This is a genomic window from Pseudomonas sp. HD6422, from assembly GCF_025377065.1.
GTDB lineage: Bacteria > Pseudomonadota > Gammaproteobacteria > Pseudomonadales > Pseudomonadaceae > Aquipseudomonas > Aquipseudomonas putida_U.
This window is the reverse complement of sequence record NZ_JAHWIW010000016.1, coordinates 1-15,468: the sequence shown is the minus strand read 5'-3', so window position 1 is coordinate 15,468 and position 15,468 is coordinate 1. Positions and strand designations below refer to the sequence as shown.

Annotated in this window: 11 protein-coding genes and 1 pseudogene; 6 read left to right on the top strand and 6 right to left on the bottom strand. The window is 62.6% G+C overall.

Features of this window, described 5'->3' with window-relative positions; genetic code table 11:
* From bcsB to bcsR, 4 genes and pseudogenes are all read right to left on the bottom strand, one after another.
* Window positions 1-2,262 carry a cellulose biosynthesis cyclic di-GMP-binding regulatory protein BcsB gene (gene bcsB, locus KY379_RS13370; RefSeq protein WP_261240916.1) on the bottom strand — a complete coding sequence of 754 codons (2,262 nt, stop codon included), beginning with the start codon at window positions 2,260-2,262 and terminating at the stop codon, window positions 1-3.
* Window positions 2,259-4,427: a UDP-forming cellulose synthase catalytic subunit gene (gene bcsA / locus KY379_RS13365; protein ID WP_261240915.1), complete on the bottom strand. Its 2,169-nt coding sequence runs from the start codon at window positions 4,425-4,427 to the stop codon at window positions 2,259-2,261. The genes bcsB and bcsA overlap by 4 nt, the downstream gene beginning before the upstream one ends.
* Window positions 4,424-5,416 (bottom strand): cellulose biosynthesis protein BcsQ, encoded by a 993-nt coding sequence (gene bcsQ, locus KY379_RS13360; protein ID WP_261240913.1) that lies wholly within the window; start codon window positions 5,414-5,416, stop codon window positions 4,424-4,426. The genes bcsA and bcsQ overlap by 4 nt, the downstream gene beginning before the upstream one ends.
* A gap of 39 nt (window positions 5,417-5,455) precedes the next feature.
* Window positions 5,456-5,566: pseudogene (bcsR, locus tag KY379_RS27410) on the bottom strand (BcsR/BcsP family cellulose biosynthesis protein); the annotation flags it as partial.
* Between the two features lie 345 nt (window positions 5,567-5,911).
* Between bcsR and KY379_RS13355 the strand changes: the two are divergent.
* Window positions 5,912-6,253: a tryptophan synthase subunit beta gene (locus KY379_RS13355; RefSeq protein ID WP_133327810.1), complete on the top strand. Its 342-nt coding sequence runs from the start codon at window positions 5,912-5,914 to the stop codon at window positions 6,251-6,253.
* 44 nt (window positions 6,254-6,297) lie between these two features.
* Here the strand turns inward: KY379_RS13355 and lapD are convergent, their stop codons facing one another.
* Together lapD and lapG are read right to left on the bottom strand one after the other, a co-directional pair.
* Window positions 6,298-8,250, bottom strand: coding sequence for a cyclic di-GMP receptor LapD (lapD, locus tag KY379_RS13350; RefSeq protein ID WP_261240912.1), 1,953 nt, complete (start codon window positions 8,248-8,250; stop codon window positions 6,298-6,300).
* Window positions 8,251-8,260: 10 nt separating this feature from the next.
* On the bottom strand, window positions 8,261-9,073 hold the full coding sequence (gene lapG / locus KY379_RS13345; protein ID WP_409977271.1) for a cysteine protease LapG: 813 nt from the start codon (window positions 9,071-9,073) through the stop codon (window positions 8,261-8,263).
* Between the two features lie 156 nt (window positions 9,074-9,229).
* On the opposite strand from lapG, the gene KY379_RS13340 reads away from it, so the two are divergent.
* From KY379_RS13340 to KY379_RS13320, 5 genes are all read left to right on the top strand, one after another.
* On the top strand, window positions 9,230-9,925 hold the full coding sequence (locus KY379_RS13340; protein ID WP_133327813.1) for a GntR family transcriptional regulator: 696 nt from the start codon (window positions 9,230-9,232) through the stop codon (window positions 9,923-9,925).
* A 90-nt stretch (window positions 9,926-10,015) separates the two neighbouring features.
* Window positions 10,016-10,519, top strand: a complete 504-nt coding sequence (locus KY379_RS13335; protein ID WP_261240911.1) for a sigma-70 family RNA polymerase sigma factor — start codon at window positions 10,016-10,018, stop codon at window positions 10,517-10,519.
* A gap of 4 nt (window positions 10,520-10,523) precedes the next feature.
* Window positions 10,524-11,489: a FecR domain-containing protein gene (locus tag KY379_RS13330; RefSeq protein WP_133327816.1), complete on the top strand. Its 966-nt coding sequence runs from the start codon at window positions 10,524-10,526 to the stop codon at window positions 11,487-11,489.
* A 170-nt stretch (window positions 11,490-11,659) separates the two neighbouring features.
* Window positions 11,660-14,074 (top strand): TonB-dependent siderophore receptor, encoded by a 2,415-nt coding sequence (locus KY379_RS13325; RefSeq protein ID WP_306466578.1) that lies wholly within the window; start codon window positions 11,660-11,662, stop codon window positions 14,072-14,074.
* Window positions 14,075-14,157: 83 nt separating this feature from the next.
* Complete coding sequence (locus tag KY379_RS13320; RefSeq protein ID WP_261240909.1) at window positions 14,158-15,342, top strand: PepSY-associated TM helix domain-containing protein; 1,185 nt, start codon at window positions 14,158-14,160, stop codon at window positions 15,340-15,342.
* The last annotated feature ends 126 nt before the right edge of the window (window positions 15,343-15,468 follow it).

The following is a 15,468-nucleotide window of genomic DNA, read 5'->3' as shown; positions in this document are numbered from 1 at the left end:
TCAATCCTTCAACCGGTTGCGAGCCCGCGCGCGCAGGCTCAGGTACAGCAACACGCTGGCCAGTGCCACGCCCGCGGCAGTGAGCACCAAGGTGCCGCCCAGGTGGCGCGACAACCACCACTGCAGGTAACGGAAGGCGCCGAGGTCACCGACGTAGTACTGCTCGTCAGCCACCAGCGAGTTGACGCGGGTGCCATTGACCACCGCCAGGCTGCCCTGGATGGCATTGTCTTCGTCCTGCGCCGCAGCCATCGCTGCCGTGACTTCGCCCAGGCCCTGCGGGCTGCTGCCGGCGATGATCACCACGCTGCGGCCACTGTCCAGAGGCGATTCGAAACCGGTCAGGTAGTTGTCGACGGCACCTGCGCCCAGGGCCACGCTGCTGTTCGAGCGGCGCTGGTCGATGCGGTCGTCGCCGCTGACCCAGTCACGCATGCGATAGGCCAGGTCGGACAACTGGAAGTGCGATGGACCGCCGAGGCTGGCCGGCAGGTGCTCGGCCCAGCGCTGCAGCAGCGGCTGGTTGCCTCCCGAGGCGAACACCAGCAGGTCCTTGCCGCGCAACACGGCGTCATCGCCGGCCTGCACTACGCTGACCGCGGTGGCGGGCAAGCCGGTGGAGTCGCCGAAGTGCCCGAGCACATCGAGCAGTGCCGACACCTCGGCAGCGCCATAGCCGTCGGGCATGACCACCGCTGTCTCGGACAGATCGGCCATGCGCGTGAACGGGAAGCCGCTGTCACGGAATACGCCGAGATTGGGCAGGGCGATGAAGTGACGGTAGCCGCTCAGGTCGAGCGTCGAGGTGGGTTCGATGGTGCCGCGCATGTTGTCGATGATGATGTCGCGGCATTCGCCTTGCTTGATGTAGTCGTACATGAAGCGCAACTGCAGCGACGACTGTAGCGGGAAGCTGGCCAGCGGAATGGTCAGGTGGGCATCGCGCAGCAGGCTCTCGTCCTGTTTCAGGCGCGCCATCAGGGTCTGATCGTCCTTCAGGCGCTCTTGCGAGGGCAACGGAAACGACTTGAGGAACTTGCCGCTGATACTGACCAGCAGTGACGAATTGCTCGACACCGGTTGCGGCGTGTAGCGGTACTTCAGGTGCAGCGGCACACCAGGTTCACGCCAGGTGAACAGGTCCGGCGGCAAGCGCATCGGCAGGTTGATGGTGCCTGGGTCATAGCCGGCCACGCTCAAGCGTTTGGCTTCGGTCAACTCGCCGAGCTGCACAGGGCGATCACTGGGCAGCCAGTTGGGCGCGTCATAGGGTTTGCGTGGTTGCAACTGACTGACGCCATCGATGCTCGCCAGCTCGCCTTTCATCACGCCACTGCCACTGACCAGCGCAGCAGCGGCCTGCTTGAGCTGCCCGGCGTCGTGGCCGACGATCAGCAGCAGCTTACCGTTGGGGTCGTTGGGATTGGTGAGCATACGCACGCTGGGCTTGGCCGCAGGCTCGCCCTGGACGCCAGCCACGGACTGCCCCTCGGTCAGCAGCACCACGGCGTTGCCTTGGGCCGGCAGCTCACTGAACAGCACCGGGAAGTGCGCGCCGCGATAGCTGGCCTGGGCACCGAACCAGGACGCCACCGCGCCAGCGGCCTCCAGCTGGGCGTTGCCCGGTGTTTCGGCAAACACGAAGGGCAGCTCCAGACGCTGGGCATCGCGGCGATCGAAGAACGGCGCGGGCAGCAGGGCCAGGTCGTTGGGCAGGGTCAGCGGCGCAAACTGCAGTTGCAATTCGCTGCCGTTGCTGACCTTGGCCCACAGACTGGAGTGCTGGGGATCCTCGCACTGCATGGTGTAGTGGCCGATCAACTGCAAGGTGAGGCGGTTGAAGTCAGTGATCAGGTGTGGCGGGATTTCCACCACCTGTTTTTGCGGGCTGCCAGCGGTTTCCTTGGGCAGCGCGATGCTTGCTGCGACCTGGTCGTTGACCAGCACGTTGAGCTGCGACATCTCGGGAAGCAGCGCCGGCGAATAGCTGTATTCCAGGTTCAGTCGAGCCGCAGTCACCACCCGGTCGGCGCGCACGTCGAAGTTGACGCTGTCGCTGCCCTCGATGCCCCGCAGGTTCAAGGTGTAGCCCGCCCCCAGCTGCTTGAGGGTGGCGTTCTGCCCCGGCACGCTGGCCTCGGCAACGGACTCAGCTGCGGCCTGTTCGTCGGCACCGACGGAGCTTGCCGCGAGGCACAGCAGGGAGAACGGCAGCGCGAGTGCGAGCCGGCGTGTTGGCTTGCCGATGACAGAGAGGCTCATGGATTCCTCGGAGGATGATCGCCAGGCGAGAGAGATGAAGGACGTACCCGGTCAAGCGCCGCATCGAGGGTGGCGCGCGCCAGCTGAGCGATCCCGCGCAAGCCGATGCGTGATACCTCGCGCAGGGCCGACAGCGGTGTGTCGCTAGCCTGGCCCCAGGCGTTGGCCCAGGTGTCGGCACGGGAGAAGGTCAGTCGGGTCAGGTCGAACTGCTGTTGCAGGTTGAGCTCGTGGAAGGTCAGCCCAAGCGCCGTGCCGCGGCTGAAGACCACCTGGGCGGGCAATACGCACTCCTGTTCGTCGAGGAACAGCGAAACCTGCACCTGCTCGCCACGGGGGACGGAAACACCGTCGGGCAGGGTCAGCCCCACGCCGCGCTGGGAGAAGTCGTTGGTGGTGCAGACCACGGTCTTGCCATCAGCCAGGCCGATGGTCGCCGGCAATGTCGCGAACACCCGTGGTTCGGCGCGGATCTGCCGGGTTTCACTGGCCACGGCGACGGCGGCGGCACTGATGATGATGTTGTACAGCGTCCAGCCCAGGTTGATCAGCAATGTGGTGGCGCTGGCCTCGGGGTCGAAGGCCAGCTTGTACACGCCGAGCGCCGCACCCAGCAGGTTCAGGGTCAGCACCACGATATAGGGTCGCGCCAGCTTCCAGTCGAAGTAGCCTTTCTCGATCATGCCGCCCTTGGCCGTGACGTTGAAACCGCCAGCCTTGGGGTTGATCATCGCCATCAATACCGGACGCATGATGTACCAGGCCAGCACGGTCTCGTAGACCTCGTTCCAGAACGAATGGCGGAAACGGCCCTGGATAGTCGAGTTGGTGACGCTGGCGATGAGGATGTGCGGCAACGCGTAGGCCATGATCAGCAGCGCAGGCGCCTGGAATACCTGGGCCTCGAACAGCAGGTAGGCCAGCGGCGCGGTGAGGAACACGATGCGCGGCAGGCCATAGAAGAAGTGCAGCATGGCGTTGAGGTAGCACAAGCGCTGCCCCAGGTTGAGACCCTTGCCCAGCAATGGGTTGTCGGTACGGAAAATCTGGGCCATGCCCCGTGCCCAGCGGATACGCTGGCCGATATGCCCGGACAGGCTCTCGGTAGCCAGGCCCGCTGCCTGCGGCAGTGGCAGGTAGGCAGTGTTGTAGCCACGGCGGTTGAGCTTGAGCGCGGTGTGGGCGTCCTCGGTCACGGTCTCGACGGCGATGCCACCAATCTCCTCCAGTGGCTTGCGCCGAATCACTGCGCAGGAACCGCAGAAGAAGGTGGCATTCCACAGGTCGTTGCCATCCTGGATCAGGCCATAGAACAGCTCGCCTTCGTTGGGCACGCTGCGGAAGGTTTCGAGGTTCTTCTCGAACGGGTCGGGCGAGAAGAAATAATGCGGAGTCTGCAACAGCGCCAGCTTCGGGTCCTTGAGGAACCACCCCATGCACACCTGCAGGAACGAGCGGGTCGGCACATGGTCGGCGTCGAACATGGCGATGTATTCGCCGTGGGTGTGACGCAGGGCGTTGTTGAGGTTACCGGCCTTGGCATGAGTATTGTCGCCACGGGTGATGTAGCCGATGCCCGCGGTTTCGCAGAACCGGCGGAATTCGTCACGGCGGCCGTCATCGAGCACGTAGACATTGAGGCGGTCCCGAGGCCAGTCGATGGCCAGGGCAGCCAACGCGGTACGGCGGATGATTTCCAGCGGCTCGTTGTAGGTCGGGATGAACACGTCGACGCTCGGCCACTGCGCACTGTCGGCGGGCAGCGGATGGGGCTTGCGCTGCAGCGGCCAGGCGGTCTGCACGTAGCCAAGCAGCAGCACCAGCAGGGCATAGAGCTCGGCGGCGACCAGACCATAGCCGAAGAACATGTCCAGCGGACTCTCGAAACCCAGGGAGGACGTCAGCCGCCAGTACAAGTAACGCAGCGAGGCGATCACCGACATCACGGTCATGGCCAGCACCGCCAGTCGGCTGCCACGGCGGCGCAGCAACAGTGTGCCGCCAAGGCAGGCAGCGCAGAACAACATCTGCTCTTCAAGCTCGAATGGCACGGTGACCACGACCATCAGCATGATCAGCGCGGCTACACCGAGCAACAGGTCCCGGGCTTTGTGCGCACGCCAGCCCTCACCTGCCTTGAGCAGGTTTGTCCTGGGCTGATTCATTGTGCGGCTGCAGTGGCGACTGCCAACCGCCCGATCAACGCTTGCGCGCAGTCGAGAATGTCGTGGCAGCCGCGACCGTTGGGGTCGTAGCCCAGCACGTTGCGGTTATAGGCGAGCGCTTCGCTGATCGACTGGTCGCGGTGAACGATGCCGATCAAACGTTTGCCTAGCAGGCCGCGCAAAATCTGCGTGATGTCTTTGTTCAACTGGCGCGAATAGTCGATCTGATTGATGACATACGCAGCGCCGGTGAAGTCGTCGCGACCTTGGGTGTAGGCAGTGATCAACTTGTCGATCTGTGGCAGCGATGTGTACGACGCCGGATCCGCGAGGCTGACGACCATGGCCAGATTGGCAACCGACAGGGCCTGGCGCAGGTAGACCGAGGGCCCTGGTGGCGTATCGATGACCACGATGGCGCCATTGGCGATCTCCATCTCGGCCAGGTGGCGCGCCAACCACAGTGGATCATGTTGCAGGCTATGTTCGAACGCCGGACGCTGTTGTTCGTCGATAAGGCCATGGGCCACTACCAGCACGCCCTCCTCGCTGACCCGCCCCATGCTCTGCCACGGCTGGCCGGCCTGGACGACGCCGGCATCTTCCAGGACATTGGCCTGGGCATCGGCGGGCGTGAAGTGGTGATGCAGGGCATTCTGCGGGTCGAGATCGACGGCAACCACCTGGCGTCCGCTGCGGCGCAGCGCACTGGCGAGGTTGGCGGCCATGGTCGTCTTGCCAGCGCCACCTTTGGAGGACACCACCGCGATGACGCGCAGGTGAGCGAGATCGGGGCGAGCCTGGTCGATCAGCGGTGCGCTGACAGGCGTCGGGGTCGGTGCTTCGGCGAGCTTGGCCAACAGGTTGCGCAGCCCCGCGGGCGACCAGTCGGATGCCTCCGGCGCGACGTTTGCCAGGGTTTGCGGTACGCCAGCAGGTACTTCGGCCTGCGCGGGTGTAACCACCGGCGCGGCGCTCGATGCACTCACTGGGGATACGACAGGCGCAGGAGAGCCGGACAGCAATGGCCAGCGCCCGGAGGCTCCGCGTCCAGTGTCATCACGTGTGAACTCCTGATACTGCTCGGGTTGACCGCCAAACTGCTTGAACAAACTACGAATATCGTTCGAGGCACTCATCTGATACTACGCACTTAGTGATTAGTCAAAGTTCAGGCGTTCACGCGACAATCTTCTGTCAAAAAATCGTCGATTTTCGGTATGCCAAACGTGATCTGTCAATTTTACAACGCGCTTGCGCTGCGATGTCAAGGTGCCATTGCCAGGAGTTGATGGGCGGCATGTGGCAAAACGTCGCAGATCACGTTCACGGGGATCCGACCATCAGACGCTCGAGAGGCGCCTCGGGAGTCACTTCCTAGCTGAAAAGGCAGAAAAAAACAGCACGCAGGCCCAGCCACAGGCGCGTCGGGGGAACTTTGCCTAAGCTGCCCACACGGACTCATCGTAACGAGGATGGACACCATGTTTTACGTGCAACGTGACGAGCAGGGGCAGTTGCTACGTGTGGAAGCTGCTCCCTACGAAGGCTTCACGGACATCCTCGCGGCCGACCACGCGGACATTCAGGCCTGGCTTGCCGCAGATGCGGTCCAGAGCAGTCTGAAACAACTTGAGCAAAGCGACCTGGACATGATCCGTGTGCTCGAGGACCTGATCGAGGTGCTCACCACCAAGGGCGTGATCAGCATCACCGACCTGCCACCGGGAGCGCAGGCCAAATTGCTCAGCCGCTCCACCGCGCGCAAGGCACTGGGCGGCCTGAACAACCTGATTGCGGATGAAGACGAAGATCGCTTGATCTGACGATTGGGTTGCCTATGCCGACCCTATCCCAGGCAAGCCGGCCCCTACTCATCGGGCCAAGGCGCAGGCTCGCCCACCCAGCGCCCTTGCACGCCCTGCACGCCCATCTCCCGCAGTACCTGCCACTCGCCCTCGGTTTCCACCCGTTCGGCGATCAGCGGCAGGTCGATACTGTGCGCGGCGCGCTGAATGGCTTCGATGAACAGCCGCTTGTGCTGTTCGTGCTCGATATTGCGCACGTGACTGCCATCGATCTTCAGATAGGCCAGGCCCAGGTGCGCCAGGTTACCGATCATGCTGAAGCGCCCACCGAAACGCTGCAGTGCCAGGCTGAAGCCCAGGTCACGCAAGTGCCGGGTGAGTTGCTCCAGCACGGGCTGCTCGGGTAGTTGTTCTTCACCGAGCTCCAGCGTCAACCGCGACCCGAGCGCACCGTGCCGGGCCAACAGCTCGAACACCTGTTGAAGCGCTTTGGCGTCGGCCACGGTGGCGGCGGACAGGTTGAGCGCCAGCGCCTCGTCGTGCGAGCGCATGTGCGCGAGTACTTTCTCCAACATCAACAGATCCAGTCGCGGCATCCAGCCAAAGCGCTCCAACCAAGGCAGGAAGCGCCCGGCAGCCAGCGCTTCGCCGTGGTCGTCCTGGAGCCTGGAGATCACCTTGTAATGCAACACCCGAGCAGGCTCCTGGCTATCCGCCACCGGCTGGAAGAACAGCGCGAAGCGCCCTTGGATCAACGCCTGGTCAAGACGTTGGTGCCACGCGTGGCGGCTGTCGACCCGCTCGGCAACCGCACCTTGCTGCAGGCATACCCAGGTCGGCCGACCCTGGCTCTCGGCCCGCGACACGGCCTCATCGGCCAGCTCCAGCAGCGCATGTGGCGAATCGCCTGGCACGTATGGGGCCAGACCGATGCTCGCGACCGGGTCGACATCGCTGGCGCCGGTCTGATGAAGGCTGCGCAGACCCGTTTCCAGTGCCTGGGCCAAGTGCACGGCCTCCTCGAATACCAAGCCTGGGGCCAGCACCGCGAACTCACCGCCGCGAATGCGGGCAATCAAGTCATCGGTATGTGCTAGACCAGTACAGGCCTGGCGCAACTGGTCCGCCACGGCCTGCAACAACTCGTCAGCACGCTGGCCACCCAGACGCGCGTTGATGCCGGCCAGGTCATGCATGCGCACGACCAGCACGTAACCGGGCCGCACCTCTTCCTGGGTGCCCAGCCTGGCGTTGAGCTGCATCTCGAAGTAGCGCCGGTTGGCAAGGCCGGTAAGGTTGTCCTGGTATGACTCGGCGCGCAGTTGTTCACTGCGTTCGGCCTGCTCGCTGAACAGCTGCTTGAGCTTCTCTACCATCTGGTTCATCGCCTGCACCACTCTTCGCAGCTCGGGCGTGCGGGGCAACTTCGACTGGCTGAGAAACTCGCGCCGGGCAATGGCTTGGGATTGCTCGACCATGTAGTCCAGTGGGCGCAACTGACGGCGCAACAACAGCGCACCGAGGGCGGCACTTACGGCACCGCACAACAGCAGCCAGCCGAGGCTGCCCAAGGCGGCCTGCCATAGCTTGGCAAGGGCGAACATCGGATGGCTGACCACCTCGACCCGTGCGGCCTGCTGCCAACCCCGGCTGACGATGGCATCGCCGGCCGCCGGTTCCAGGCCGATCAGGCGAATGAACCAGGTCGGCACTTCACCGCTGTCAGGCTCTGCGTGCTGCTCGACCAGTACGGCGTTGGAGCCCACATCGAGAACCTTGATGCTGGAGTAGTAACCGCTGTCGAAGATCGAGCTGACCATCAACTCGACCATCGCCGGGTCGTCGATATTGGGCGTGAGCGACAAGGCCAGGGCGGTGGCGGCGTCCTGGGCATGGGAGCGCAACTGATTGACGTACTGGCTGCGAGAGGTTTCCAGGCTGACCACGAAGCTGCCTGTGAACGCGACCACCAGGAACAGACAAATAGCCAGCAGCAATTGTTTGAACAGTGACATCGACGCTCCTTCAATACACGGGTTCGCCGTCGAACCCTTCGGCCTGCATTTTTTTCAGCAACTCCTGCCAGCGCGACAACCGTTTGGTATCCCCCACCTTCTTGTTGCCGGCGGCATTGGCCAGCCACATACCCTCACCATTGAAGGCGTACACCGGGAGCAGGTCGTTACGCTGGCCCGCGGGCTGGATTGCGTTCATCAGGCTGTCGAGCACCAGGGGTTCGGACTGGGGGCTGGCGTAATAGGTCAGCACCATGTGCGCGCGGTTTTGGGTCAGCGCCTTGACGTAGGTGATGCGCAACTTTTCGCTGGGAATCCCCATGCGTCGCAGGCTGAAGTACTTGGCGATAGCATAGTCCTCGCAATCGCCGGCGCCCTTGACCAGCGACTGGATCGGCGTGGCCCAATAGTCCACTTCGTGCCACAGGTCGATGTCTTCCACATACCGCAGTTGCTGGTTGAAGAACTGGTTGACCACTTGCAGGCGCTGGATCTCGCTGCCTTGTGCCTGGGTCGACAGCAGGCGCTGCCAGGCATCGATGCGTTGCTTGCCCTGGCCGAGCGGCCCGTACAGGGCCTGGGCGCGCTGGCTGATCTGGGCGAAGTCCCAATCCGCGTGCAGGCCCATGACCATCGCGCCAAGCAGCACGGCCAAGGCCAGGCGTAGCACCGAAGGTTTCAAGGCTCGAATGGCCACCACTGCCGACACCTGTGCGAGCTGTTGCGAAACGCCGATGTTGCTCCCTGACGTGGGAAAACGCCAATGACCGCGAACGGCATCATCGCCAATGGTCGGCTCGACGAAACTTTCCATGGCTGGCACGGTGATCCAGCTTCCTTTGCACATAGACTTGATACACGATAGCCGCGTTTTCGCACGGCTTGACCCCGCTTCGGATGGCGACGGTTTGACAGGCTGGTCGGTCTGTCTCTAGGTTGATTGGATCCAATTACTGTTTTCGTCGAGGCGTAGTTCCGGGTGGCCGTAAAAATCAAACTGAGCAGTGTGTTCGGCCCCGAGCAGGTCCCGGCGCACGAGGCCCGTGGGGTGATTGAAGAGCGCCTGCGCAGTGCCATTCTCGATGGCCGGCTGGCTCCTGGCACCGCCGTGCGCCAACAGGAACTGGCGACCTTGTTCGGCGTCAGCCGCATGCCAGTGCGCGAGGCGCTACGCCAACTCGAGTCGCAGGGGTTGCTGCAGGTCGAAATGCACAAAGGGGCCGTGGTCGCGCCATTGATCGGCGAAGATGCGATGGATACCTACGCCCTGCGTGTACTGCTCGAATCCGAGGCGCTGCGCCAGTCGGTACCACGACTCACCCCAGAGGACATCGATCAGGCCCGTGATTACATCCGGCAACTGCAAGAGCAAACCGAGCACGCCGAGCTGGGCCGCCTCAATCGTCTGTTCCACATGACCTTGTACAGCAAGGCCAGTAACCAGAGGCTGCTGCGGTTGATCGAGCACGAGCTCAACCAAGAAGAGCGTTTCCTGCGCTTTCACCTCTCGTCCATGGGACTGGGCACACTGACCCAGGACGATCACCTGGCCTTGCTGGACGCTGCCAGTCAGCGCCAGGTAGAGACCGCGGTACAGGTTCTGGAGGCGCACTTGAACAAGGGAGCGCAAACCATTCGCGCGTATCTGGACCGCCAGCCTGCCAGCCACGGCTAGCACCGCCAGCCACGGTGGCAAATTCCGGTTGCAAATCTACGAGTCGCCGGCCAACAATGAGAGTCATTATCATTAGTAACATTGTCTGCCATGGCTCCCAACGACTCGGTGCACACGCTCTATAGCCATCATCACGGCTGGCTGCACAATTGGCTGCGCAGCAAGCTGGGCAATGCCGCCGATGCCGCGGACCTTGCCCAGGACACCTTCGTGCGCCTGCTGCAGCGCCGCGAAGCCCTGGAGCTCAGCGCCCCGCGGGCCTTTCTGCGAACCGTGGCACGCGGTCTGGTGATCGATCACTGGCGCCGTGAAGAACTGCACCGTGCCTACCTCGAAGCGCTGGCCCAGGTGCCCGAATACCAGGCGCCCTCCGTCGAGACCCGCGAGCTTTTGCTGGAACTGCTCGAACGCATCGCGCGCCTGCTCGATGGCCTCAAACCGAAAGTGCGCCGCGCCTTCCTCCTGGCTCAGTGCGATGGCCTGAGCCATAAGCAGATTGCCGAGCACATGGGCATTTCTCTGCGTTCGGTGGAGCGCTATGTCGCCGACGCGCTCTACCATTGCTATCTGCTGCGCTATGAAGACGAACGCTGAAGCGATGCGTGCAGCAGCCCCCTCGGCAAAGGCCGTCAGACAAGCCATCCAGTGGATGCTCAGGTTGCGCGAGAGCGGCGACAACCCTGCCCTGACTCGGCGCTGCGAGCAGTGGCGTAACGCTCAGCAAGAACATGAACAGGCCTGGCAACGGGTGATACGCCTGCACCAGGACCTAGACCTGCGTGCCGTACCCGGCGCCGGGTTGGCCTTGCAGACATTGGAGACCAGCCAGCGCCGGCTGCACCGACGCCAGGCCCTGAAATTGCTGGGCGGGATCGCGATGGTGGGTACGAGCGGCTGGTTGGCCAGGGATCTGGCGCCGGTCCGCGTCTGGACATCCGACTACGCCACGGCCACGGGCGAGCGGCGTAGCGTCGATCTGGCCGATGGCGGTTTGCTGCAAATCAACACGCGCAGCGTGGTGGATCTGGATTTCGACCTGACACGACGTCTGTTGCGGCTGAAGCAGGGTGAACTGCTGCTCACCTGCAGCGACCCCGCCGCCCCAGGTCGCCCACTGCTGGTGCAAACCCGTGAGGCATTGCTCGAGGGCTTCGCGGGCCGTTTCAATGTTCGCCAGGACGCCGACTGCACCCGTGTCACCGTCGGCCAGGGGCAGGTCGCACTGCATCGACCCGACGGCCAGTTGCAGTGGTTGGAGGGCTCCCAGGACTGGCGCATCGATGCCCAGGGCGCGCGGCGTCTGGAGCAGGTGGAAATGGATGGCATGGCCTGGAGTGAAGGCCTCATCGTCACCCGCGACATGCAACTGGTGGATTTCCTCGCTCAGATCAGCCGCTATCGCCACGGCTATCTGAGCTGTGCCGATGAAGTCGCCGGCTTGCGCCTCTCAGGTGTGTTTCGTCTCGAAGACCCCGAGGCCTTGCTGCAACTGCTGCCGCAGACGCTACCGGTGCAGTTGCGACAGCGGACGCGGTGGTGGACCCGGGTAGAGCGACTGGGCTGATGTCGAGTCGATTCGCTGATTTTTTGGCGGGTTTTGCTCAGGTGTCCGGCTAGGACAGTAAGCGATGTCTTCTGCCCTCACTCATCACGGACCTTTTCATGCCCTTTGCCTCACGCTCAGCCCTGCCTCTCGTCGAGAACGATCGTCGACCCGCCCTCAACTCTGCTCACCTGGGCAAAGCGGCCCGCGCAGCCCTGTTCGGCACCGCGCTGGGTCTGGCTGGCAGCCCTTCGCTGCTGCAAGCTGCCGAATCGACCCCGACCCACCAGGCCTACGCTATCGCCCCAGGCCAATTGAACGACGTGCTCAATCAGTTCGCTCGTCAGGCGGGGATAACTCTGTCGAGCACGCCACAGCTTACCGGTCAGGTGCAGTCCAACGGTCTGCAGGGGCAATACTCGCCTGGACAAGGGCTGCACATGCTGCTGCAAGGCACCGGCCTCGAAGCGGTCAGCCAGGACGGCCGCAGCTATGTGATCCAGCCTCAAGCCGACAGCGCCGCACTGTCATTGCCCAGCACTGATGTCCGCGGATTCAGTCTCGGCAACGCGCTGGGCAGCATGGACGGCTACAACGCTACTCACAGCCAGGTAGCGACCAAGACCAGCACACCGCTGGTCGAGACCTCGCAGTCGGTGTCGGTGGTCACCCGTCAGCAGATGGATGACCAGGGCGCGCAAACAGTCGCCCAGGCCATGCGCTACACCCCGGGAGTACTGACCAACCCCTACGGCGCAACCCATCGCTATGACTATGTGGCCATGCGTGGCTTCAACGACGGCTCGGTGGACAACATCTACCTCGACGGTTTGAAGTCCATGGGCGACAACGGCACCTACAGCACCCTGCAGGTAGACCCGTATTTCCTCGAACGTATCGATGTGCTCAAAGGGCCCTCGTCAGTGCTCTACGGGCGCAGCTCACCAGGGGGGCTGGTAGCGCTGACCAGCAAGAAGCCACTGTTCACCCCTTATCATCAGGTACAGGCCAGCGCCGGCACCCAAGGCCAGCGGGGCATGGGCTTCGACTTCAGTGGTCCGATCGATGAGGACAAACGAATCGCCTATCGACTGACGGGTCTCGCGGACGCTTCCGACACCCAATTCGATCACAACAAGGAAGAGCGCTACACCATCGCTCCTGCAGTCAGCATCGACTTCACCGAAGACACCTCCCTGACCCTGCAGGCCTATCTGCAACACGATCCCAATGGCGGCTATCACGGCGGCAATCCGGCCGATGGCATGCTGCACCCGCGCAATGGCCTGCGGCTCTCGGATCACTTCTTCGAGGGCGAACCAGGGATCGACAACTACGAGCGCACTCAACAGTCGTTCAGCTATCAGTTCGAACACCGCTTCAATGATGTGTTCACCGCGCGGCAGAACTTCCGCTATCAGGATTCCGACGTATCCATGGACCAGGTCTACTCGGCTGGTTGGGCGGATGCTGACAGCAACATCCTCAATCGCGCCTATACCGGCGGCGATGAGCGCCTGCATTCCTACATCATCGATAACATGTTGCAGGCTGAGTTCTTCACGGGTGCTGCCAAGCACACCTTGCTGCTGGGTGCCGATTACCAACGGCGCAAAGCCGACGTGACGTGGCGCTATGGCAGCGTCGACCCGCTGGATGCCAGCATTCCACAGTATGGCCAGGGCAACCTTCAAGTGCTGGGCGAAAACCGCTACCAGCGACGTCTACAGCAAACCGGGGTGTACCTGCAGGATCTGCTCGAGCTGGATCAGTGGCGCTTCTCCCTGGGCCTGCGCCAGGACTGGGTCAAAGTGTCTGAAGAAAACCGCGACAGCAACACCAGGGTCAGCGACAACCGCTCCAACTTCACGACTCGCGCAGGGGTGCTGTACCTCTTCGAGAACGGTGTCGCGCCTTACGTCAGCTATTCGGAGTCGTTCAACCCCAACACCGTCTCTGACCAGAACGGTCGCCCCCTGGCGCCAACCGAGGGCACCCAGTGGGAGGCAGGCATCAAGTACCAGCCACCGGGTACCGACAATCTGTTCACCGCCTCGGTGTTCCGCATCGAGCAAGAGAATCTGGCCTCCAAACAGCCGGACGAAAACTTCTACCGCGCTGTCGGCGAAGTGCGCTCCCAGGGCCTGGAGCTGGAAGCCCACGTACAGGTGACCGAAAATCTGAAGCTGCTGGGTGGCTACACCTTCACCGACATCGAGTACTCCAGGTCGATGCCCAGCCTGGTTGCCCCGGGTGTGGACAACAACGGCAACTCGCCAACCCAGGCGCCCAAGCAGATGCTTTCGCTCTGGGCCGACTACAACTTCCATCAGGGGCCCCTCGATGGCCTACGCCTGGGCGGGGGTATGCGTTACGTGGGCTACAGCTGGGTGGACGCGGAAAACAGCATGAAGGTGCCCTCCTACACCCTGTTCGACGCCTCGGTTGGCTATGACCTGGGCAAAGTCGGCCTCAAGGGCGTGGATGTTCGCTTGAATGCCAACAACCTGACCAACGAAACCTACATCGCCTCCTGCGCGAGCCTGAACTACTGCTACATGGGCGAAGAACGCAATGTCAGCGCCACGGTCAGCTATCAGTTCTGAGCCCGTCACCGAGCAACACCGAGCCAGCGCCTGATCCCAGGTGCTGGCTTTTTCGTTTCTGGCGTTTTCTGGAGTTTGACGAGATGCGTCGACTATCTGTATTGCTGCATCGTTACCTGGGGTTGCTGACCGCGGTATTCCTGGCCTTGGCGGGACTCACCGGCAGTCTGCTGGCCTTTCATCATGAACTGGACGAGTGGCTCAACCCGCAGTTTTACGAAGCCCCGGCCAAGGGTGCTCTCCAGCAGCCAGATCTGCTTGTGGATAAGTTGCAGGGGGAACATCCTCGTCTGCAGGTCTGGTACATGGAGTATCCACAGGAGGCAGGGCATGCGGCGCTGCTGGCCATGGTGCCACGCAACGATCCTGTCACCGGCTCCCCCTACGCCGAGAAGAACACCGTCTTCTACCTGGACCCGGTCAGCGGCGACACCCTCGGCCAACGCTATTGGGGCGACTGTTGTTTCTCCCGGGAGAACTTCATGCCGTTCATCCTCGAATTGCATTACAGCCTGACCCTGCCGGGTAATTGGGGACTGTTGTTGATGGGCAGTGTGGCGATCCTTTGGGTAATCGACTGTTTCATAGCCCTGTTGCTCACCCTCCCCCGCGGGCGCCCGTTCTGGCGCAAGTGGTCAACGGCATGGAAGATCAAGGGTGGACACAGTTACCGGCTGAATATGGATATCCACAGGGCGGGCGGACTGTGGTTGTGGTTGCTGCTGCTACCGATCGCCATAAGCAGCGTGGCGATGAATCTGCCAGCACAGGTGTTCAAACCAGCCGTGTCGTTGTTCTCACCGGTAGCGCCAAGCGTCTATGAGGCCCGTGGCGCGATGCCGAAGGAGCAACTGGGGGTTACGCAGCTGAACTACCAGCAAGCCTACCAGCGGGCTCAGGAAGAAGGCGCGAGGCTGGGGCTCACGGCCCCGATTGGCGAGCTCTACTACAGCTTCGAATACAACTTCTACGGCGCGGGTTTCGGACAGCATGACACCGAGGCCCACGGCAAGTCCTGGTTGTTCTTTCACGGCAGCGACGGACGCCTGCTCGGCGAGGAGATCGCCGGTCAAGGTACGCTGGGTGAGCGCTTCTATAGGCTGCAATTACCGATCCATGGTGGGCGGATCATCGGCCTGAGTGGACAGATCCTCATCGCCATACTGGGCCTTGTGATCGCCGTGCTGTCGTTTACCGGCGTGTATATCTGGTGGCGCAAGCTCCAGGCGCGGCGCCTGGGCAAGGCACGCAAGGTTGCGATCGGGTAGCCGGAAAAGACAAAGCCCCTGTCTGCATGGCAGACAGGGGCTTTGTGATTGAATCTTGACGATGACCTACTCTCACATGGGGAAACCCCACACTACCATCGGCGATGCATCGTTTCACTGCTGAGT